At 37.4% G+C, this 21790-nt stretch carries 26 protein-coding genes and 1 other annotated feature; of the genes, 15 read left to right on the top strand and 11 right to left on the bottom strand.

Annotated elements, in window-relative coordinates:
* Positions 1-111: 111 nt before the first annotated feature.
* Both NYE61_RS06540 and NYE61_RS06535 read left to right on the top strand, forming a co-directional pair.
* Positions 112-486 (top strand): YisL family protein, encoded by a 375-nt coding sequence (locus NYE61_RS06540; RefSeq protein ID WP_095309575.1) that lies wholly within the window; start codon positions 112-114, stop codon positions 484-486.
* A gap of 168 nt (positions 487-654) precedes the next feature.
* Positions 655-2148, top strand: a complete 1494-nt coding sequence (locus NYE61_RS06535; protein ID WP_303448004.1) for an alpha-amylase family glycosyl hydrolase — start codon at positions 655-657, stop codon at positions 2146-2148.
* A 59-nt stretch (positions 2149-2207) separates the two neighbouring features.
* Here NYE61_RS06535 and NYE61_RS06530 read toward each other — a convergent pair whose 3' ends face one another.
* The 3 genes from NYE61_RS06530 to NYE61_RS06520 form a co-directional block, all read right to left on the bottom strand.
* Positions 2208-3080: an SDR family oxidoreductase gene (locus tag NYE61_RS06530; protein WP_118888738.1), complete on the bottom strand. Its 873-nt coding sequence runs from the start codon at positions 3078-3080 to the stop codon at positions 2208-2210.
* Between the two features lie 116 nt (positions 3081-3196).
* The gene (gene yppF, locus NYE61_RS06525) at positions 3197-3394 is read right to left on the bottom strand and encodes a YppF family protein (protein ID WP_303448002.1); all 198 of its coding nucleotides are present in this window, start codon (positions 3392-3394) and stop codon (positions 3197-3199) included.
* A 332-nt stretch (positions 3395-3726) separates the two neighbouring features.
* A complete protein-coding gene (locus NYE61_RS06520; protein WP_118888740.1) occupies positions 3727-4593 on the bottom strand; it encodes a DegV family protein in 867 nt (288 codons plus the stop codon).
* A 166-nt stretch (positions 4594-4759) separates the two neighbouring features.
* Here NYE61_RS06520 and NYE61_RS06515 point away from each other — a divergent pair, with 166 nt between their 5' ends.
* On the top strand, positions 4760-5602 hold the full coding sequence (locus NYE61_RS06515; protein WP_095309563.1) for a YitT family protein: 843 nt from the start codon (positions 4760-4762) through the stop codon (positions 5600-5602).
* 14 nt (positions 5603-5616) lie between these two features.
* On the top strand, positions 5617-6003 hold the full coding sequence (locus tag NYE61_RS06510) for a hypothetical protein (protein ID WP_339317140.1): 387 nt from the start codon (positions 5617-5619) through the stop codon (positions 6001-6003).
* Between the two features lie 76 nt (positions 6004-6079).
* Here the strand turns inward: NYE61_RS06510 and NYE61_RS06505 are convergent, their stop codons facing one another.
* The 4 genes from NYE61_RS06505 to NYE61_RS06490 form a co-directional block, all read right to left on the bottom strand.
* A complete protein-coding gene (locus NYE61_RS06505) occupies positions 6080-6343 on the bottom strand; it encodes a NifU N-terminal domain-containing protein (RefSeq protein ID WP_095309559.1) in 264 nt (87 codons plus the stop codon).
* Between the two features lie 219 nt (positions 6344-6562).
* Positions 6563-6754, bottom strand: a complete 192-nt coding sequence (locus tag NYE61_RS06500; protein WP_095309557.1) for a DUF3813 family protein — start codon at positions 6752-6754, stop codon at positions 6563-6565.
* The gene (locus NYE61_RS06495; RefSeq protein ID WP_251660500.1) at positions 6755-6904 is read right to left on the bottom strand and encodes a hypothetical protein; all 150 of its coding nucleotides are present in this window, start codon (positions 6902-6904) and stop codon (positions 6755-6757) included. It abuts the gene before it with no gap.
* 162 nt (positions 6905-7066) lie between these two features.
* Positions 7067-7903: a Cof-type HAD-IIB family hydrolase gene (locus tag NYE61_RS06490; protein ID WP_095309555.1), complete on the bottom strand. Its 837-nt coding sequence runs from the start codon at positions 7901-7903 to the stop codon at positions 7067-7069.
* Between the two features lie 138 nt (positions 7904-8041).
* Between NYE61_RS06490 and yjfP the strand changes: the two genes are divergently transcribed.
* Entirely contained in the window at positions 8042-8803 is a 762-nt protein-coding gene (yjfP, locus tag NYE61_RS06485) for an esterase (protein ID WP_303448000.1), read from the top strand.
* A 94-nt stretch (positions 8804-8897) separates the two neighbouring features.
* Positions 8898-9209: a metal-sulfur cluster assembly factor gene (locus NYE61_RS06480; RefSeq protein WP_095309551.1), complete on the top strand. Its 312-nt coding sequence runs from the start codon at positions 8898-8900 to the stop codon at positions 9207-9209.
* 147 nt (positions 9210-9356) lie between these two features.
* Here the strand turns inward: NYE61_RS06480 and NYE61_RS06475 are convergent, their stop codons facing one another.
* Positions 9357-10178: an undecaprenyl-diphosphate phosphatase gene (locus NYE61_RS06475; protein ID WP_118888742.1), complete on the bottom strand. Its 822-nt coding sequence runs from the start codon at positions 10176-10178 to the stop codon at positions 9357-9359.
* 99 nt (positions 10179-10277) lie between these two features.
* On the opposite strand from NYE61_RS06475, the gene NYE61_RS06470 reads away from it, so the two are divergent.
* Positions 10278-10598, top strand: a complete 321-nt coding sequence (locus NYE61_RS06470; RefSeq protein WP_095309547.1) for a hypothetical protein — start codon at positions 10278-10280, stop codon at positions 10596-10598.
* Between the two features lie 49 nt (positions 10599-10647).
* Here the strand turns inward: NYE61_RS06470 and NYE61_RS06465 are convergent, their stop codons facing one another.
* Entirely contained in the window at positions 10648-10824 is a 177-nt protein-coding gene (locus NYE61_RS06465; RefSeq protein ID WP_095309545.1) for a DUF2929 family protein, read from the bottom strand.
* Between the two features lie 373 nt (positions 10825-11197).
* On the opposite strand from NYE61_RS06465, the gene NYE61_RS06460 reads away from it, so the two are divergent.
* The 6 genes from NYE61_RS06460 to NYE61_RS06435 all read left to right on the top strand — a co-directional run bounded on the left by NYE61_RS06460 (position 11198) and on the right by NYE61_RS06435 (position 16560).
* A complete protein-coding gene (locus NYE61_RS06460; protein ID WP_303447999.1) occupies positions 11198-11815 on the top strand; it encodes a hypothetical protein in 618 nt (205 codons plus the stop codon).
* Positions 11816-11908: 93 nt separating this feature from the next.
* The gene (locus NYE61_RS06455; protein WP_303447998.1) at positions 11909-12865 is read left to right on the top strand and encodes a BMP family ABC transporter substrate-binding protein; all 957 of its coding nucleotides are present in this window, start codon (positions 11909-11911) and stop codon (positions 12863-12865) included.
* 126 nt (positions 12866-12991) lie between these two features.
* Positions 12992-13930 carry a beta-ketoacyl-ACP synthase III gene (locus NYE61_RS06450; protein ID WP_095309541.1) on the top strand — a complete coding sequence of 313 codons (939 nt, stop codon included), beginning with the start codon at positions 12992-12994 and terminating at the stop codon, positions 13928-13930.
* A 31-nt stretch (positions 13931-13961) separates the two neighbouring features.
* Positions 13962-15200 (top strand): beta-ketoacyl-ACP synthase II, encoded by a 1239-nt coding sequence (gene fabF, locus NYE61_RS06445; protein ID WP_303447997.1) that lies wholly within the window; start codon positions 13962-13964, stop codon positions 15198-15200.
* Positions 15201-15514: 314 nt separating this feature from the next.
* Positions 15515-15715 carry a hypothetical protein gene (locus NYE61_RS06440; RefSeq protein ID WP_095309537.1) on the top strand — a complete coding sequence of 67 codons (201 nt, stop codon included), beginning with the start codon at positions 15515-15517 and terminating at the stop codon, positions 15713-15715.
* Positions 15716-15798: 83 nt separating this feature from the next.
* Positions 15799-16560 carry a YjbA family protein gene (locus NYE61_RS06435; RefSeq protein ID WP_095309534.1) on the top strand — a complete coding sequence of 254 codons (762 nt, stop codon included), beginning with the start codon at positions 15799-15801 and terminating at the stop codon, positions 16558-16560.
* Between the two features lie 75 nt (positions 16561-16635).
* Here the strand turns inward: NYE61_RS06435 and trpS are convergent, their stop codons facing one another.
* Positions 16636-17625, bottom strand: coding sequence for a tryptophan--tRNA ligase (trpS, locus tag NYE61_RS06430; protein ID WP_095309531.1), 990 nt, complete (start codon positions 17623-17625; stop codon positions 16636-16638).
* Positions 17626-17694: 69 nt separating this feature from the next.
* Positions 17695-17869: a binding site (T-box leader), on the bottom strand.
* A gap of 730 nt (positions 17870-18599) precedes the next feature.
* The gene (locus NYE61_RS06425; protein ID WP_303447996.1) at positions 18600-19505 is read right to left on the bottom strand and encodes a nuclease-related domain-containing protein; all 906 of its coding nucleotides are present in this window, start codon (positions 19503-19505) and stop codon (positions 18600-18602) included.
* Positions 19506-19772: 267 nt separating this feature from the next.
* On the opposite strand from NYE61_RS06425, the gene NYE61_RS06420 reads away from it, so the two are divergent.
* Both NYE61_RS06420 and NYE61_RS06415 read left to right on the top strand, forming a co-directional pair.
* Positions 19773-20984 carry a putative glycoside hydrolase gene (locus NYE61_RS06420; RefSeq protein WP_118888745.1) on the top strand — a complete coding sequence of 404 codons (1212 nt, stop codon included), beginning with the start codon at positions 19773-19775 and terminating at the stop codon, positions 20982-20984.
* 110 nt (positions 20985-21094) lie between these two features.
* Positions 21095-21688 carry a GNAT family N-acetyltransferase gene (locus tag NYE61_RS06415; RefSeq protein ID WP_095309502.1) on the top strand — a complete coding sequence of 198 codons (594 nt, stop codon included), beginning with the start codon at positions 21095-21097 and terminating at the stop codon, positions 21686-21688.
* Positions 21689-21790: the final 102 nt, after the last annotated feature.

Raw genomic sequence — 21790 nt, 5'->3', positions numbered from 1 at the left:
TATGATACGAATAGAAATCGGTATATCAGCTCTAAACGATGTGTGCAAAAGGAAGATTTTTAACACCTTTTTGGACAACCTTAAATGCTGATATAAGGAGGTAGCATACTAATGACACATATGCACATTACAGGATGGGTATTAGGATTAATTTTGTTCATCGTTGCAATCGTAATGCAAAAACAAGGAAAAGCAAAACCAGCGAAAATCGTTCACATGATCTTACGTCTAGTTTATCTGTTTATTCTGTATACAGGTATTGTACTCGTGTTGGATTATTTCAGTGGCGGCTATCAAATGCCTTATCCGGCTGAAGCTGCTACAAAGGGAGCTGCAGGAATCTGGCTTATTGCAGCAATGGAAATGATTCTTGTAAAGTTAGGCAAAGGAAAACCAACAAAAGGTGTTTGGATACAATTTTGGATTGCACTTCTCATTGTACTCGTACTTGGCTTTTTCCGTTTGCCAATGGGCTTTTATTTTTAATAGCGAAGGTAAAAGGCTGTCCATTTTGGGCAGTCTTTTTAAATGTATTTAACCCAATAATGTGAAGGCTTTTCAACAATCCAAGCAATGGGATTGACTATTTTTCTCCTTCCTTAATAATTAAGTAAAGAGATAGTTTACAGCTTGAAAAGCGATGGAGGATTATTTATGAAAAAAATAGCAGGGGTGTTTTTAGCAGTAGGTTTAATAGCTTTTATGACATTTGTTCCCAATGTTGCAGCTGAAAGAGAACGGGGACTAGAGGATGAAATTATATATAACATTTTGATTGATCGTTACAATAATGGCACACCGACTAATGATACTCAAGTAAATCTTGATGATCCTCAAGCATACCACGGAGGGGACCTTCAAGGAGTAATTGCAAAGCTCGATGACTTACAGGAAATTGGGGTTACAACAATCTCTTTATCCCCTTTGATGGAAAATAGTGACAATGGGTTCCATGGCTATTGGATTGAAGATTTTTATCAGGTGGAAGATCATATTGGAACAATGGAAGACTTACATACGTTGATTGAAGAAGCACATAATCGTGATATGAAAGTAGTTATAGAATTTGTTACGAATTATGTTGCTGCAAGTCATCCAATCGTCGATGATTCAGAAAAAGCAGATTGGTTTATTGACAATGAGTTGACAGAGCCAGCTTGGATGGAGAACACTGTTCGTTTAAATTTGGAGCATCCGGAGGTGGAAGCTCATTTACTAGACGTTGCTGCGTATTGGATGGAGGAAACAGCAATTGATGGCTTTAAGCTTCATGCAGTTGATCAAGCACCATTGACATTTTTGGAGAGCTTTACACAGTATATAAAAGAATTGAATCCTGAATTTTATCTGCTCGGTGATATCCTCGTTACGGATGCGGATAATGCTGAATTAATAAACGACACTGCATTGGATGCGGTAGGCAATATGCGCTTAAATGATGCAATGGTGGAGGTTTTTGCTGAACCAGACAATGCGGTGGAAAATATTTATGAAGTATGGCAAACAGCAAAAAATCAGCAGCCTTTATTGTATATGGATGATTTTAATTCAGAACGCTTTACACAGAAATTTTCTGAGAATGGAAGAAATACGCTAACAACGTGGTCATTGGCATTAACTTATATGTATACAACACCAGGAGTGCCAATGTTGCTTCAGGGAAGTGAACTTCCGATGTATGGCACAGAAGCAGAGGAATCCCAGCGTTTAGTACCATTTAATAGTGGAGAACCAGATTTAAAGGAATTCCATAATCGAATCTCAGCATTACGCAATGAGTTTCCAGTGCTGCGGTATGGTGATTTTGAAATCGTTGATTCTTCTGGTGCGCTAAGCGTCTTTAAACGAACCTATAATGATGAAACAATGTATATCGCAATTAACAATGGTAGTGAGTCAGCATATGTTGATGTTTCAGACATACCTTCAAATATGGAGTTAAGAGGATATCTCGGTGATAATCTAGTAAGAGAAAATGAAAATGGGGATTACCGAATTGGTTTAGCGCGGGAGAGTGCTGAAGTGTATACCGTTCAAACAGACGCAGGCTTTAATTGGTTATTTATCGGGTTTGTCGTCGGTGTGTTTGTTTTGTTTATTGGGGCAATTATATTCTTAAGTGCTAAACAAAAGAAGTCGAACATGTAATTGACATATGGACAAGGCTCTCCAAAAGGAACGTTCCTGGAGAGCTTTGTCGAGTTTAGTTAGCCGTTTACAATTGTACCGCCATTAATGTGAATCATTTGGCCAGTAATATAGCTTGCATCTTCACTTGCTAAATAGACATACGCTGGTCCTAATTCTTGTGGCTGACCAGGTCGCTTCATTGGTGCATTTGCACCAAAATTACTTACTTTATCCTCCGTAAAGGATGCTGGGATTAAAGGTGTCCAAATGGGCCCTGGTGCAACCCCGTTTACTCGAATGCCTTTATCAACGAGGGAGCCGGAAAGCGATCTTGTAAAGGAAGTAATCGCTCCTTTTGTAGCAGAATAATCAATTAAATCTACATTTCCTTTATAAGCGGTAATCGAGGACGTATTAATTATGCTGCTACCTGATTTTAGGTTCGGTAATACAGCTTTTGTCAGATAAAACATACTGAAAATATTGGTTCGGAACGTTTTTTCCAGTTGTTCACTTGTAATGTCCATAATACTATTCTGTATGTGCTGTTCAGCAGCGTTATTAACGAGTATATCAATTTTACCGAATGTGTCTAATACCTCGGTAACAGCAGCCTCACAAAATGATTGATTCCCAATATCGCCGTTAATTAAAATACATTTCTGACCTTCATTTTCAATCAGTCTTTTTGTATCATTCGCATCTTCATGTTCATCCAAGTAAATAATTGCGACGGATGCACCTTCTCTTGCAAAGTGTACACTTACGGATCTACCGATTCCACTGTCACCGCCAGTAATAATGGCAACCTTATCCTTTAATTTATCACTGCCTTTGTATTCGTTTCGAATATATGCTGGTTCTGGATTCATTTTTGCTTCAATTCCGGGCTGTTTGTGTTGTATTTGAGCCGGAGGGGTTTGTGTTCCGTTTTTTTGTTCCATTTCCATGATAAAAGTTCCTCCTTGAAAATTGCTTATTAACAATGTACCCGGATCGTGGAATTTCAATCATGGAAAATAGATTAGGAAAACTTGAGATTGGGAATTACAAACAATGGATACGGTTAAACTTTTTTCTCAATTGATATTTCATGTGCAGAAACAGCACCCTTTTCATGCAAACAATTATAAAACGCACGATATGTTTTAAGGTCAATTTCGCCATGGATATATTTTTTCTGGCAATAGTCTAATAAATTATCAATCGTTTGCGGGGCAAATTTGTGTTCCATCTCAAAGGCGTCCAATAATTCGTTCAGCATGGAAAACCTCCATCATAAGTTATTTATACATTCATATGTTGAAGGAGGCTCATTCATACTACTTTTTCAAGTTACTGCTGTTTGATGTCGCATGGGAAAGCTTCCATTACACGGTTATTCTCTACACTGTAAACACTATATTGATCGCAGGAAAAAGTATAGATTGTATTACCAATGGTAATAATCCGCCTTATTTAGACCTATTCAGGGTAATCTTGTTGTTCTTTAAGTTGATGTGTTTGGGAGTTAGTTCCCATTCTATATTTTAAACGTATCAATTTAAGGTAATAAAAAAAGCCTTTCCCATTTTACTGGAACAGACTTTAAGATTATCATTTGGTTGGTTTGTTTGAGAAGAATAACGCGATAGTTCCGGGTCCTGAATGCGAACCGATTGCAGAACCGACCATCTCAATCAGAATGTTATCTTTTTCTACACCAAATTTTTCACTGATCATGGAAGCTAGCTTTTCAGCAGTTTCAAGGGCATCACCATGACTAATACCGATCGTTTGATTTTGAAAATCAGTTCCACGTTTTTCCATGAGTTCAAGCATTCTGCCAAGTACTTTTTTTGAGCCTCTAATTTTTTCAAGCGGGATTAATTTCCCGTCTTCAACATGGAGTAAAGGTTTGATTTTAAGTAATGTACCGACAAATGCTGCAGTTTTACTGACACGCCCACCGCGATATAGGTATTCTAAATCATCTACCGTAAAAATATGCTCCATATGTTCAGCTTGATAGGTAGCGGCTTCCATGATTTCTTCTAAGCTGGCACCATTTTGTGCAAGTTTTGCAGCGTGCAGGACAACGAGCCCATATCCAATTGAGGCGCATTTAGTATCGATAATGTGAATGGGCGCATCCGGGTATTCTTCCTTTACTTCCTGTTCCATCATTTTAGCAGTTTGATAAGTACCTGATAGAGCAGAAGAGAAAGCAATGTAAACCAGAGGCTTATTTGCTTTGGCATAAGTCGTGAAAACAGATTTAAATGTTTGTGGTGAGACCTGAGAAGTTTTCGGAGATTTCCCATCTCTCATTGCGTTATAGACACTTTTAGGTTCAATAGTTTTTCCGTCTTCGTATTCTTTTTCTTCTAAATGAACGGTTAATGATACCATTTCGATGTTAAATTCGTTATAATGTTTCAATGATAAATCACTTGCTGAGTCAGCGAGAATTTGTATCGTCATTTTTTCACCTACATTCTAAATTCTTTCTATGTCTAGTTTATAGCTATCTAGTGCTTTAGTCAAAGTATAATCCAGTAATAGTTAGAATTATCTACAATATTGAAGATGGTTGAAATTACTACTAAAGGTGTATGAAGTATATTAAAGAGGAGGTTGAAGTGCTACTATGTTTATGATGGAAGCAAAACGCATAATTGTTGTGATATTCGGTGCGTTATTAAATGCAATTTCGTTAAACTTTTTCTTAATTGGAGCAAATGTATATGCAAGTGGGTTTACCGGGGCAGCCCAGCTGCTATCAAGTGTGTTTAATGATTTTATCGGAATTGGTATCAGTACAGGGATCTTGCTTTTTGTACTAAATATTCCGGTTTTACTTTTAGGCTGGTATAAAGTTGGTAAAGGTTTTACGATTTACAGCATTATCTCTGTATTCTTCTCCACGCTTTTCTTAGAGGTTATTCCTGTAATCGAGCTTTCTGGTGATATTATATTGAACGCAGCATTTGGTGGGGTTATTGGTGGCGTTGGAGTAGGTATCACACTAAAAATCGGTGCTTCTACTGGAGGGATGGATATTGTAGCGATGATTTTATCGCGCTTGAAGGATAAGCCGATTGGTAATTACTTTTTAGTGATGAATGCCGTCATTATTTTGTTTGCTGGAATTTTATACGAACCTGAGAATGCGTTGTACACAATGGTTACGTTATATGTATCGACACGGGTAATTGATGCGATTCATACACGACATGAGAAAGTTACAGCATGGATTGTTACACTTAAAGCAGATGAATTACAGGAAGCAATTCATCGAAAAATGATTCGGGGTATAACAATTTTGCCTGCAAAGGGAGCTTACACGAAAGCAGACAAAAGTGTAATGTATCTTGTAATTACACGTTATGAGTTATATGACTTAGAAAAAATAATTAATGAGGTAGATCCAACTGCGTTTACAAATGTTGTGGAAACTGCAGGTGTGTTTGGTTCTTTCAGACGTGATTGATAGGAGAATGACAAATGAGATATTTCATGCTTATAATTATAGTTTTTTTGCTGGCGGCATGTGGAAATGAAAATCAAGCAGCAGAAAATAATAATTCAATCGTATTTCAAAATATTGATGTTGTATCAGATGCAAATGAATTTGTGTTAACCGGTGAAGTTGCTGCGACAGAAGGGGAATTTTTCTATGTTATCGAACAAGGGGACGAGCAAATTTCTGAAGAAAAACGAATTTCTATCGCACAGAAATCATGTGATTGGGTGGAATTTGAAATTAAAGAAAAGCTATCTGAGGCTGTGATTGAAAGTAACAATCCACCAATTATGATGTTATATGGAAAAAATATGGACGATGAAATTGTAAACCCGAACTATATTCCAGTTGATATAAAAAAGGAATAAAATCGGTATCGTGAAATGTGTACTATTAAAGCAAGAGGTTAACCAGAAGAAATGGTTAACCTCTTGCTTTATGTACTTAATATCCGTGTTTTTCAAAAATCTCTAGTACTTTTGGATTTAAAGTATCCCACTCCACATCAAACTGTTTATTAACAGTGATGAAGTTTTGGTAGCCAAATACATTATCTACTTCTTCAAGTTCCATCAAATCATTTAAAATATCGTATTCGCTTGTATTGCCTGGCATAACGGAAACGCTATTTGTGCCTTCAAAAATTAACTTGTCCGTAGTAAATTTCATCGCATTAGGGTTAGGTGTAGCTTCTATGCGAACTCCCATAACAAAATCCCTCCTAAACATACTTACTTCTATAGTAGCAGAAATGTGTATAAAAAAAAAGAAAGACCCATGTGTGATGGTCGAATTCAAACAGTTTAAATGAATAGTGCAGAATAGAGCGCTTAAATAAAAAATCTCCCTGAACGCCAGGGAGATTTTTCATTTAGCAAACCAGCTTCATTATTTTGCTTAATGAATTAGAGATTGCTTAAGAATTCATTACTGTAATTGATTGTGCTGTTTCAACTGCTGTTCAAGTTGTTGTAATTGATTGCGTTCCTCAGGTGTAGCCTCGGTGTAGGCTGCTTGCACTGCGTTTTGCGCAGCTTGCTTATCTTGGGAGTTAGCATTGCCTTGCATCATCATGTTTGAAACTGCGTCTTTAGCTTGCTGGAATAGGTTGTTTTGCACCTAAAACCCTCCTAGATTGTGGTTGTCTACTTCTTCATGCTTTCGTTCTTCGTCCGATAAAGTGGAACGATAGGTGAAAACCTCTGCATGTTTTTTGACAGAAGCGGCACCCTGATGAATGAAACGCTTCGATTTACTTCGTTTGCCCAAGACGAAAACCTCCTTGGATAATAACGAATTACTCGGAACAGATGCTAAAAGTAAAGCAAATCAAAAGTGAACGCATCATACGTTCACTAAGTAGTATGGACGATCGTCCATTTTATATAGCTGGTAAGTACTGGCGTATGAAGTAGTGTTCAAAAAGTTCAATTAAACTGTTTTAACTTTAATCTTTAAATACTCTTCTAGAAAAACACCAATTCCATCTTGTTCATTTGTTAAGGTCTGATATTTTGAAACGGACTTCAATTCATCAATTGCATTGCCCATTGCAACGCCGACACCTGCGTAATCAATCATCTCTAGATCATTATCCTCATCACCAAAGGCAATGATACGTTCTTTTGGAATACCGTAATAATCAGCAATTTTTTGTAACCCAACGGCTTTGTTTATCCCTTTTTTAATGATTTCAATGATATTCCAAGGTGCACCCCATCTACGGTGCTCAATAATCTCGGCATGATAATCATCCAGATGGTTACGCAATGACTCAATATGATCTTTTTTCGGGTAAATTAGAACAGAAGTTGGATCCTCTTCTAATTTATCTTTGATGTTTCCAATAATATAAGGTCGATCTTTTTGAGTTTGGTGGAAAATGTCAATGATCTCCTGGCTGTAATTATCAAGATAAACATCATCCATCACTTCAGCCAATATGTTATGAACCTCTAAATCATAGCAGGCATCAATTATGGTATGAGCAGTTTTGAGTGGCATTGGAGTATGCATAGCGAAATCCCATGTGCGATCTTGTGGGTGGTGGATTAATGCACCATTAAAATTAACCATGGGAGAGTTTAAGCCAAGTTCATTATAATAATGAATGCTTGCACGGTGTGGTCTACCAGTAGAAATCACAACGAGATGCCCTTCCTCCATGGCAGTTTGAATCGTTTGCTTCGTTCGAGCACTAATCTCTTGTTTATTCGTTAGAAGTGTACCATCAAGATCCAACGCAATTAAATGTTTTTTATTTTCCATAAAATTCACCTCGTATGTGATAGTGTATAGAGGAAAGCGAAATATGTAAAGTAATTTTTCCTTTACATTATTTGCAACAAGCTCAAGTTTACCCTTAAAATAGAACGTAGTATAAAGAGAAGGAGCGGAATAACATACATGATCGGAATCTATACAGAAACTATCCAAACGATACCATGCTTAGTCGTAGTAGACGCAGAAAAGAAAAACGAAGCATTACCAGTTATTACCTACTTTCACGGATTTACAAGTGCAAAAGAACATAATCTACCGTTAGCATATTTGTTAGCTGAAAAGGGCTTTAGAGTAGTTTTACCTGACAGCATGTATCATGGTGAAAGAGAGCCAGATATACCAAAATTAAAAAAACAGGTTTCTTTTTGGAACATCGTTATGCAAAATGTAAAAGAATTAGCCACTATTAAATCATTTTTCGAATCTAAAGGGTTGATTTTGGAAGACCGTTTTGGAGTGGCCGGAACAAGTATGGGAGGAATTACGACATCTGCCGCATTGTCACAGTATTCATGGATTAAAGTGGCAGCAATTTTAATGGGCTCTCCGAAAATTACGACTTATGCAAAGACATTGGTTGAGAGCTTTAAAAAAGTAGGGGACCTGCCGGTAACAGAGGAAATGATTGAGAGTCTCTATGAGCAATTAGAGAATTATGATTTATCAAAGCAACCAGAGAAATTAAATGACCGGCCGTTATTATTTTGGCATGGAGAAAGTGATTCAGTTGTTCCGTTTGATCATTCCTATACATTTTATGATGAAGTTCAAACGGTCTATCGAAATAAAGAGAACATTAAATTCATTAAAGAACCAAACCAAAATCATAAAGTAAGTCGGTCAGCTATATTGGAAACAGTAAAATGGTTTGATAAACATTTATAATGATGATAGTGGCAGGAGGAATAGGTTAAAATCATTTAATAAAACCTGAATTTATGTTTAAATAGAAATAGATGAAGGATGGGAGGTAGAAGAGATGGATGAAGCGTTAAAAGAGAATTTACTTGGCGCATTAGAAAATGTAATCGACCCTGAGTTAGGCATTGACATTGTTAATTTAGGATTAATATATGATGTTGATTTAGATGAAGATGGGGTTTGTAACGTTACAATGACCTTAACGTCAATGGGATGTCCACTGGCTGCGCATATTGAAACAGATATTAAGCATGCACTTGCAGATATTCCAGAAGCGAAAGAAATAAAAGTAAATGTTGTATGGGATCCACCATGGGGTAAAGATAAAATGTCACGTTATGCTAAAATTGCCCTGGGAATTCCGGATTGATCTTAAATAATAAGAAAAAGCAGCCCGAAATGTAATGGAGCTGCTTTTTTAATTGCTTCGTGAAACTATACTAATTGAAAGTTGTGTGGATTACGTTGAGCCTTATTTACGAAGCGAGTCTCCTCGCATTACTAAACCAGGGCTTTTCTATAAGAAAAATATAACCAATAACCCTACGACAACACAGTAATAAGAGAAATATTTTAAATTTCCTTTAGCCATGATGTTCATAAACCATTTTAATGCAAAGTAGGTTGCAATAAATGCCGTGATAAAGGCAATAATATTTGGAATGAGCATGGATTGAAATTCCGGACTGCTCACTAATTTAGGAACTTCAATTATGGTTGTTCCTAAGCTGACCGGGATATACAGCAGGAATGAAAAGCGAAGTGCGGTTTCTTGTCTCATTCCAACGAGCATCGATGCAACAATCGTTGATCCCGAACGACTAATCCCTGGTGTCACTGCAACTGCTTGCGTAAGTCCGACAATTAATGCATCCTTCAATGTTAGGTCGCGGTCGTTTTTTCTTCCCCTTAGATTACGAATCATCCATACAGCAGCTGCTGTAATTAAGAGTGTAACCCCAACTACATTTGTTCCGCTTAATGCTTCCCCAATTGCATCGCCAAACAACAAGCCAATAATACCAACTGGGATTGTTGCGACAATAAGATAAATGATAAATTGAAAGTCGCTTTTTGCCTCTGGATCCTGCTTTATTAAGTAAATAATGCCGTTTTTAATTAAACGAATAATATCGTTCCAATAAATGATGAAAACCGCTAAAAGTGAAGCGAAGTTCACAAATATCTCGAAGGATAACCCACTCGCTTCGATACCAAATAGTTCTCGGAAAATAATAAGATGTCCACTCGATGAAATTGGGATTGGTTCTGTAACACCTTGTACGAGTCCTAAAATAAAATACTGGATGATTGTCCATAATTCTGATACAAATTCCATTGTTTTCTCTCCTTATTATAGCCATTCATTTTCACCTGCAAACAAGTCACCAGATACTGCGCCTATGAATAGGCTGATGGTGAGAAGGAGGTTACGAAAATGAAAAGTGATACTAAACATATGTATGATTTATGTAAAAGCCATATGCATTCGTATGTGCTTGCACAAACAACGGATGGCTCAAGTTTTGATGCAATTATAACTGGTTTGGATGATGAATACGTATATTTTGCTATGCCAGTAGACCCAAATCAACAAGGCTACCAAGAACATGAAGATAGTAGAGGATTTGGCTTTGGTTTTCCTGGATACGGGTATCCAGGGTTTGGTTATGGATTTGGGCGACCACCGCGTAGATTTCAACGGTTAATTTTGCCACTGGCAGCACTCGCAGCCATAAGTATCCTACCTTGGTATTAAAAATGAAAACCCTTGCCGTCATTGCTAAAGGCAAGGGTTATTTCCGCATTTAATTACTTTTCTCTTTTAGTACGCCATCACCTAAAATGAAAGCAGCTACTACAAAAACAGCTGAAAGAATTAATGCTTCTGATAGGACGAAAGGTTCTCCACCCATACTAGTTAACACATAGGATACAGCAGCACTGATCAAAACAGCCCAAACAATCGTCATTATGTAACGCATAACTCCCACCCCACTTCTTATTCTATAAAAGGTTATAACAAAAAGAAGCACTTGAAACAACCTATTGTAAAAAAGTTTAGATCAATTTATTATTCGAACGATATTCATCTTTATATCCTCATATAGTTTATCAAATACAAACAAAAATGAAAAGGCTTGTCATGAAAATAAAATATTTAAAGTGCCTCTTCAAATAGGAGGATGAAAAGCAAGCCAACGAGCTACCACAGGATGTGGTGACTTTGACGTTCGACATAGGACGTGTCGGTTTTTAGTCGAAGGTCTTTGTTCTCGATGTGTCATTTTCACCGGACTTTTTGAACATCCTCTTAAATGTAACGCAAAATATCCTTGATAAGGGAAGTGTTTACGAATGTCTATCTTGGTAATGGATTGCAATGATTGGAGAACCTATCATATTGTTGAAATGCTCTTAGAAAATGATTACAAAGTGGATGCTTTTTTAACTACAAGTACCGAAGAAGATTTAAGTATGTTTTTTGTACGAAATAGTTCGTTTTCTATCGTTACAGAAGACGTTCAAAAAAAGTATGCTGTTGGCATCTTTTTAGGAGATATAGAAAGTGATATGCGTCATGAATTCGATCAATTAATTGTAATTAATCCAGCTAAGAACTCATTTCAACCCGACACACATACAAAATGTACTGTCATTCACACTCCGATTCTTTTTGGAGAGTGGATGCCAATGAAGGAAGAAGGGATATATAATGAAGACACATTCATACCTTTTGAATCCGAAACATTTGAGAAAAGTGCACTTTATATAGGCGATTTTACCAAGGCGCTCCTTCAGTGGCTACAAGTTTCCGATTTACCACCGATCCTATATGTGAATAATAAAAATGATGGAAAAAAGGGAGACTCGAAACTTGAAAAAAACGTCTTCATCCGTGACAATATACCTAAGCGAGAGAAGGTGAAATCTGTAATCGAGCATTATCGTTCCAAAAGGAATTTCAAGATTTGATATCAAAATGTAACATTGGATTCATTTACCGAAAAAAATGTAGCAGGTACAATGGAAGAAGCTTTGAAAATGTGGCAGAATGGAGGCCGGACCTTGAGGAATATCAAAATCATTCTATTATTCGTAGCAAGTGCATCAATTCTTTCAGGCTGCTCATACTTTAATACAGGTCAAATTCAAAATGTTGGTTTGCTGGTTGATACTGCCATCGATGAGAATGCATGGAGTGAGAAGGGCTATAAAGGACTTTCGCTAATCGAAGAGCGCTTCGATGTCCAAGTGTATTATAAAGAAAATATAACGACCGAAGAGGAAATTAACGAAGCCATTGATGAATTTGTACAAGATGGAGTGAACCTGATTTTTGGTCACAGTAACATGTATGGTGACTATTTTATAGATATCGCAGAGCTATATCCGGATGTCCATTTTGTATACGTTAACGGTGGTGAGAGCAGTGAAAATGTTACGAGCTTAAATTTTAATTCACATGCGATGGGTTTTTTTGCTGGAATGGTAGCAGGTGAGATGACGACTACAAATGAAATAGGTGTCATTGCTGCTTTTTCTTGGCAATCAGAAGCAGAGGGGTTCTATGAGGGGGTAAAATACCAAAATCCAGATGCTCATATCCGCGTAAATTATACAAACAGCTGGACGAATACCGATATAGCTACAGGCATTTATAAGACAATGCAGCAAAATGGTGTGGATATTGTGTATCCGATTGGAGATTCTTATAGTGAAGAGGTTATCCGAAAAGCCGCTGAAGATCAAAACTATGCGATTGGTTATATTACAGACCAGCTTTCCATAGCTCCTAACACAGTTCTAACAAGTACAATCCAACATGTTGACGAGCTCTATGAAAAAACAGCCGAGCAATTTAATGAAGGTAAGCTTGCAGGAGAGTTGATTACATTAGATTTTAACGACGAGTTTATTACTTTAGGTGAATTCAATGAAGCAATTCCAGAAGCTTTTCAGGAAGAATTACATGACCTCATTAAAGAATATAAAGAGACAGGACTACTTCCGAATGAACACTAATTAAACGGCGAAATATCCATTTTTTCTTGCTAAATAGTGTATTTTACATTAAAATTAGTACCAAGTCATAATAATTGATATTAAAGTACAACCAATTAAACATGAATATATAAGGGAGCTGTCAATATGAACGTAGGTATATTGGGCACAGGTCATTATCTTCCAACTAGAGTAGTTACAAATAAAGATTTGGAAAAAATAGTTGATACAAATGATGAATGGATCCGAACACGAACTGGGATTGAGGAAAGAAGGTTAGCCGAGGACGATATCGATACATCGGATATGGCATACCATGCAGCACTTGGTGCACTTGAAGAAGCTGCAATCGATGCAGCTGATATTGACTTAATTTTAGTTGCAACTGTAACTGCAGATACGCCATTTCCATCTGTGGCATGTATGGTGCAGGAACGTCTAGGTGCGATGAATGCAGCTGCGATGGATATTGGTGCTGCATGTGCTGGTTTTATGTATGGATTAATTACAGCTAAACAATTTATCGAAACAAAAGCTTATAAAAATGTACTTGTCATTGGTGCAGATAAGCTATCTAAAATCATCAATTGGGAAGACCGCTCTACCTGTGTATTGCTTGGAGATGGAGCTGGGGCAGCGGTTGTTGGTGAAGTAACAGAAGGAAAAGGGATCCTATCTTTTGAATTAGGAGCTAATGGATCTGGTGGTAAAGATTTATATCAGAACGAAAATGATCAACTCGTTATGAACGGTCGTGAAGTATTTAAATTTGCAGTAAGACAAATGCCAGAGTCTACAGTTAACGTAATTAAACAATTGGGTTATAGTAAAGAGGATGTTGATTATTTGGTGCCGCATCAGGCGAATATTCGAATTATGGATGCTGCTCGTGAACGTTTAGGAATTTCATCTGATAAAATGGCAGCGACAATTAGAAAGTACGGAAATAATTCCGCAGCATCGATACCTATGGCTTTATCGGAATCAGTAAAAGAAGGTAAAATAAAAGATAATGATTTAATTGTATTAGTTGGCTTTGGTGGCGGGCTAACTTGGGGCGCGGTTGCAATGCGTTGGGGCAAATAAGCCGTTAATTTAGTGAAAGGTGGAAAAGATAATGAAAGAAAACAGAGTAGTAGTTACTGGATTAGGGGCAGTAACACCTCTAGGTAATAATGTGGAAACGATGTGGGAAAACATCTTAGCGGGTAAATCAGGGATTGATTTTGTAACGAAGGTTAATAAAGACCATTATCCTGCTAAGGTTGCCGCAGAAGTAAAGGACTTTGAGCCTACGGAATATATGGATAAAAAAGATGTACGTAAAATGGATCCATTCACACAGTATGCAGTTGCTGCAGCGAAAATGGCTGTAGAAGATGCAAAGCTTACGATAGATGATAGCAATGCACATCGAGTAGGCGTATGGATTGGCTCAGGAATCGGTGGTATGAAAACCTGGGAGGATCAGCATACAAAACTATTAGAAAAAGGTCCGAAAAGGGTTAGTCCATTTTTTGTCCCAATGATGATTCCGGATATGGCTGCTGGTCAAGTATCCATTCAATTAGGTGCAAAAGGTATCAACTCTTGTTCTGTTACAGCTTGTGCGTCAGGTGCCAATTCAATTGGTGATGCATTCAAAGCGGTTCAGCGTGGAGATGTTGACTATATTATTGCCGGCGGTACAGAGGCACCAATCTCTGATATGGCCTTTGCTGGTTTCTCTTCAGCGAAAGCTTTATCTACAAATGAAGATCCAAGTACAGCTAGCCGCCCATTTGATAAAAACCGAGATGGTTTTGTTATGGGTGAAGGTGCCGGGATTTTAATTTTAGAATCATTGGATTCGGCAATTGAGCGTGGTGCAAAAATCTATGGAGAAATCGTCGGATATGGTGCTACAGGTGATGCTTACCATATTACAGCTCCAGCAGAAAATGGTGAAGGTGCAGCTCGTGCGATGCAGCTTGCGCTTAAGGATGCTGGCATTGCTCCGGAAGAAGTAGATTACATTAATGCCCACGGGACAAGCACGAATTTAAATGATAAATACGAAACAGCTGCAATTAAGTCCGTTTTTGGTGATTATGCAAATAAGCTTGCTATTTCCTCGACGAAATCCATGACAGGACATTTACTTGGTGCAGCAGGTGGGGTAGAGGCTGTTATTTCGATTAAATCAATTCAAGATAGTATCGTCCCTGCGACAATTAATTATGAGACTCCAGACCCAGATTGTGATTTGGATTATGTCCCGAATGAAGCGAGACAACAGAATGTAGATGTTGTTGTAAGTAATTCACTTGGATTTGGTGGACATAATGTTGCGCTTGTATTTAAAAAGTATAAATAATTAACTATGAAAAGCTAAGAAGCTGGTAGCATGGAACATTGCTAACCGGCTTTTTTGATGTTTTAAAAAGTTCATCTAACTGAGTGCAGATTTAAGGGGGGATCCTGATGTTCAAAAGAATTGGCTGTGATTCAAGAATAAATGCTGATGTTCACAAATGCTGCGCCAGTAAGTAAATTCTGGGTTCAAATAGATACCTAACTTGGCAGGAGTTAAATTTTTTTGCTCGTTAATAACGTTAGATGAAATGACATGTTTTGAGTTAGCTAGCATAAAATGTACTAATAAAAACGGACAAGCTTAGGTGGGATATCATGGGATATATTTTTATCTTTCTCATTGGATTTGGACTAGCTGTTACTGGTGGCGTTACCATTATTGCATATATGAATTTTCTTCCAGCTGGTTTATCATGGTCGGATTACTTTATTTTTATTAGTAGCAGGATTGAATGCTATTTTCTATTAATTGGACTTGCTATCATGGCATTTGTGCTTTATCGTTATCCAAATTAATTTTAATGGAACTTCTCGAATATTTTTCACCGTGATGGTCATAATGTATTCTAAATCGGAATATGAAAAGTGAGGGTTGTTCTATGTTATATTTGCACGATGTATGGGTGAATTGGTTTGAAGGAGAAGAGAATGGCTACAGTGTCTGCCATTTCCATGAGTGGCGTAAGGAGGACGCAATTGAGCTGTTGGACCAAGTGCCGTTGTTATACATAACAGAAACACTATATAACTACATTGAAAATGATATGCATGATCTACCGAAAGCTTTGCTTGATTCGATCTACAAAAGAGCATATACACGCAAGGGACAAAAAAGATCGGTTGTGGAGTATGCATGTATCGTTACAGACGGTAATGATATACTTGCTTTTGATACGATTGGCTATTCGATACCTATTCGTAAAAGTAGGTTAATACCGCGACAAGAACAGCTAGTATTTGATATGATTGCCAATACGAAAGCACAATCTTTTAAATTCGTTGAAAGTGATTACCAAAAAGAATACCATATGCTTTCCATGTCGCCTGAGCTGATCTTTGGACTGACAAGAAAAGAAAGACAACTCAAACAATTGCTCATGATTGGCTTGGATCAGTTGAAGACAACAAATAACCGCGAAGAATTGCGGTACTGGCTAACTGAATGGGATCCCAAGCAATATCCTGCGATTCGCTATATGGATGAGGATACGGTTTGGGAAACGTTGTATAATGGTGTGAAAGAGGGCTGGAGCCCAACCCATGAAGAACTTTGCATGAAATTGATTCGCGGACAGCCTTTTTTAGAGAAAATGTGGGAAGCTGAGATTGGGCCAGAACATGATACATCCAATCAAAAATAGATTTCAGTATATGCCATCGAACGAGCTAAAAGCAATGCGCTAAGCAGAAAAATCTGCCTAGCGCATTTTAAATGATTATTTTTTAACCCTTCCAAGTCCCATAGCTTTCTTTGCTTTGGCAACCGTTTTATTTGCTGTAAATGATGCCTTCTCTGCACCTTGATCTAAAATCTCATCAAGCTTTTTGGAATCAATTAATGCTGCATATCGATCCTGAATTGGTTTCAAAACACTAATTACGGCATCTGCAACGCCTTGTTTGAAATCCCCATAGCCTTTGCCTTCATATTTTGCTTCAAGTGCTTCAATGGATTCACCTGTGCAACTTGAATAGATCGTAAGTAAGTTAGAAACGCCAGGCTTGTTTTCTTTATCGAATTTCACAATACCTTCCGAATCCGTTACAGCGCTCTTAATCTTCTTCTCGATTTTCTTTGGTTCGTCAAGCATGGAAATGTAGCCTTTTTCATTTGTATCGGATTTACTCATTTTCTTCGTAGGATCCTGTAGGGACATAATCCGCGCTCCGACCTTCGGAATACGAATTTCTGGAATTGTAAAAATCTCATTAAAGCGATTATTGAAACGTTGTGCTAAATTTCGTGTTAATTCTAGATGCTGCTTTTGATCATCTCCAACAGGTACAACGTTCGTATTATAAAGGAGAATATCTGCTGCCATTAGTGACGGATACGTTAGTAGTGCAGAAGAAACTGCATCTTTCCCTTCTGATTTATCTTTATACTGAGTCATACGCTCTAGTTCACCAACATAGCTGATAGACTGCAACATCCATCCTAGCTGTGTATGGGCAGGAACCTCGGATTGAATGAACAAGGTTGCTTTTTCAGGATCAATACCTGATGCAAGATATAAAGCTGCAAGCGAACGAATATTTTGTCTTAATTTTAATCGCTCCTGAGGTACGGTAATTGCGTGTTCGTCTACAATGCAGAAGAAACACTCGTAATCATTTTGTAATTCAACAAACTGCTGGATTGCTCCAAGATAATTTCCAAGAGTTAATGTACCACTTGGCTGAATTCCAGAAAAAATTTTTTCCATGTCTTATCACTCCATCTTATCATTTTAAAGCATTAAAAAAGCATTAAAAAAAGCCCATTCTCCCTATAGAAAAGGGACGAATGAACCGCGGTGCCACCCTAATTATCTTAACTTTGTAAGATCACTTTAATTGTTATCAGCTCTAAAGTCCAATTCCAATTTACCTTGATGCTTGTTTCCACCAACCACAAGCTCTCTCAAATTCAGAGGATAAATTGTACTATATCTTTATCAACGCTAAATATATTAATTTTTAACTATTATATATATCCTTTTATTGAAATGCAAGGGGAAAGTTTATTAGGCGGGCTTTTAGTTCTTGATGAGTAACCGAACGTTACAAAAAGCCAATTGTTCGGTCACTCATAGAGCGGATGAAAGCCCGAACGCCGCAAAAACTTAATGTATCGGTCACTCATAGAGCGGATGAAAGCCCGAACGCCGCAAAAAGCCAAAGTTTCGGTCACTCATAGAGCGGGTGAAAGCCCGAACGCCGCAAAAAGCCAAAGTTTCGGTCACTCATAGAGCGGATGAAAACCCGAACGCCGCAAAAAGCCAAAGTTTCGGTCACTCATAGAGCGGATGAAAGCCCGAACGCCGCAAAAAGCCAATGCTTCGGTCACTCATGGAATGCATGAAAGCCCGAACGTCGCAAAAAGCCAAAGTATCGGTCACTCATAGAGCGGATGAAAGCCCGAACGTCGCAAAAAGCCAATGTATCGGTCACTCATAGAGCGGATGAAAGCCCGAACGCCGCAAAAAGCCAAAGTATCGGTCACTCATAGAGCGGATGAAAGCCCGAACGCCGCAAAAAGCCAAAGTTTCGGTCACTCATAGAGCGGGTGAAAGCCCCGAATGCCACAAAAACCATTCTTTGGTAACTTATCAATAAAATAAAAAAGTTATAGGCAAGAATTAAAAAACCCCTCACCAAGACAGATGAAAGGCTGGATTTATGCTCCTAACGATTTATTTTATTTGTAGTATGTCCATTGATGTGACCCTACAGCAGTTAAGTTGCTTGATAGAATTCTTCTTATTGATTTTTTTGAATTCACTACTTGGCACCAATCGTGAATATTATTGGTAGTAATCTTTTCATTTGGGAATAGAATCTCAAATTCTTTAACGATTCTTAATACCGAACTGGTTAGAGATTCCTTATATCCGCATTCTTGGCAAACGCATTCTCTTTGTTTGACTGAAACAGAAAACGAATGGCATTTAAAACAAATAATTCCTTTTCGCAATTGACCATATTCATAAGATGGCAACTGATTATAAGGAGACTCAGATAGATGTAATGATAGTAATCGATCTGCAAGTTTTCGATGTTTCTCCATTAATTTAGAAGGCATTTCATTTATACTTCTCATGTGTTGTTTTATTTGGGTTGGGAAAATAAAGGGTTTATCTAGAGGTGCTTGGTACAAGGTGAAGCTGGGGTTTATAAAGACTACTGAGGCATCGATTTGCGGGATAAACCCAGTAGGAAGAAGTAACTGTCGTAGTAAGGGTTCACTTCTGCTCAGTTGGTGTAGGGGATTAATAACTTCTAATCTGGGTTTTTTGAATAACTTGTCAGTTTGGTAGTAATAATCGCCTGCATAGTTTTTCACTTCATAAAGGTAGGTTTTATCTCCTGTAATAATTAGGCAATCAATTTGGAAGGAGGTATTATTTACTTCTAGTAACAAATCGTTTAAGATTAAGCATTCACACTGTAGTTTTTCTGTGAAATTGTCGAATAGAATTTCTCCTTCATAACCCCTGTGTAAATTTAAATAGTGTTGTTTTTCCTTGTTTGTTAATTTCTTTCGTTTGTTTAAAAACTCGAGAATTCGTAATGCAGTCGGCTTCGAACGCAATTTGTAGGGCATTGTAACATCCTTTCTATTATAAATATTAAACTAAGTCAATTATACTGTAATATTTGATTTTGAAATAGAGAACTGAACGACTTTTTATCGCAAACCTTCGAAAAAAATATTCAAACAAAAAACGGTTTTATTTTTGTACTGGCGGGTAATTATACTTTAAGTTAATTGAGGTGAAAAGTATTTAAAACAAATAAGGAATATCCATTTAAATGAACGAACTTTTCATTTATACTTAACTTATTAACTTTAATAGGAGATTGATTCAACATGAGGAAAAGAAGGCGTAGTAAGATTATGGCATTCATTGGAATTCTTTTACTTAGTATTTCAATTCCAACGTTCGTAGCAGGTGAGGAAGCGGTGCAGGCGTCCTTGCATCAAGAGAGGCAGACAAACATAGAATTAATGGACATATTACAAAATGTGAAGCGTTTTACATATGACTCAGGGTTTCACTTTGAATATCCTGATGCTGTCAGAGGAATCTATGTAACTGGAAATTCCGTCGGGTCTAGCAATTTTGAAAACCTTGTAGAGCTGGTAGACACAACTGATCTGAATGCAATGGTTATCGACATTAAAGAAGATCATGGGCATTTAACGTTTAAGCCGGAAGAAGGATCTCCATATGAAGACATTGCAACCAATTATATTTCAGATCCTGAAGGGTTAATGGAACTTTTAGAGGAAAAGCAAATTTATCCGATTGCTAGGGTAGTTGTATTTAAGGATTCACTGCTTGCTAAGAAGCGTCCTGACTTATCATTTACACAAAACGGAGAAGTATGGGTAAACAATAAAGGGGAAGCTTTTGTCAGCCCTTTTGAAAAAGAGGTATGGGAATATAATGTCGAAATCGCCAAAATGGCAGCGGAAATGGGATTCCAGGAAATTCAATTTGATTATGTCCGCTTCCCGGAAGGTTTTGAAACGAAGGATGAAGAATTAGAATATACGCTCGGTGACTATAAGGATATGGACTTAAACAATATTAAAAAACGAGTTGAGGCAGTATCGGATTTTGTTGCATATGCAAGAGAAGAGTTATCGAATTATGATGTAGATGTGTCTGTTGATATTTTTGGTTATGCAGCAACGATTGAAGAAACACCTGGTATTGGTCAAAACTTCTCGAAAATTTCGGAGAACGTTGATGTCATTTCTTCCATGATTTATCCAAGTCATTGGACATCGTATTTTGGGATTGAAAATCCTGATGAAGAGCCATATAAACTTGTTTCAGAATATGCGAAGGTTGAAAATGCGGTATTAGGTGAGCTTGAGACACCGCCAGTATCCAGACCTTGGCTTCAAGATTTTGAAGCGCCGTGGCTTTACAGTGGACCTACGAAGCAGTATGGTAAAGCAGAAATAGAAGCGCAAATTAAGGCGCTGTATGAAAACGGGATTGATGAGTTCCTGCTATGGAATTCAGGTAATGTATATACAGAAAATGTTGATTATATGATTGGAAAATAATAACAGGAGGCTGTCTGTAAGGCAGTCTCTTGTTTTCTTTTCAGACCTTATTTAACAAATGCAACGTTTTTCGTTATACTAAGTGGGACTACGAAAAAAGGAGTAGATCCATGAATTGGTATGAAAAGCTTAACGAGTATTTTCCGATCGAAGAAATGAAATCAAAAAAGCATATGGAAATCCTGTTAGATGAAAAAGGGGATGTATACTATAAGGATGAAAGTCCGAAACATGTACTGATGTATGCTGAATTTGAGACATTCCTTTTTATTGATTACCTATGGGTTTCGACACAGACGAGAGGACAAGGAATTGGTCACCAATTAATCGAGAATTTAAAGGCAAAAAACAAACCAATTATATTAGAAGTTGAGCCGATTGATTATGATGATTCGGATTCCGAAAAAAGGTTGCGTTTTTATAACAGGGAAGGATTTACCCATGCGCAATCAATCGGATATAATCGTAGGTCATTAGCTACAAATGAAGAAACACAGCTGGAAATATTATATTGGTCGCCAGATGACGATGCCGAAGCGATCATCTTTGAACAAATGAAAAAAATGTATAATGACATCCATACGTATAAGGATAAAGAAATATATGGAAAAGCATATCAACCTGTTGATGAGGTATTGAGTTATAATGAGAAGCGCGATTCAGAGGATATTTTAGAAGGAATAAAAAAGCCCGAAAAAGCATAATTGTTAGGTTTATTTCATTGAGTGGGGAAAGTGTTGACTGCAATTACGATAAGTAAAGAATGCGATGAAAGCTATGTTAGGCTTTCGTCGCATTCTTTTTTC

This window comes from Oceanobacillus sp. FSL W7-1304 (genome assembly GCF_037969805.1).
In the GTDB taxonomy this organism is placed as follows: Bacteria; Bacillota; Bacilli; order Bacillales; family Amphibacillaceae; genus Oceanobacillus; species Oceanobacillus profundus.
This window is presented reverse-complemented; position numbering and strand designations above follow the sequence as displayed.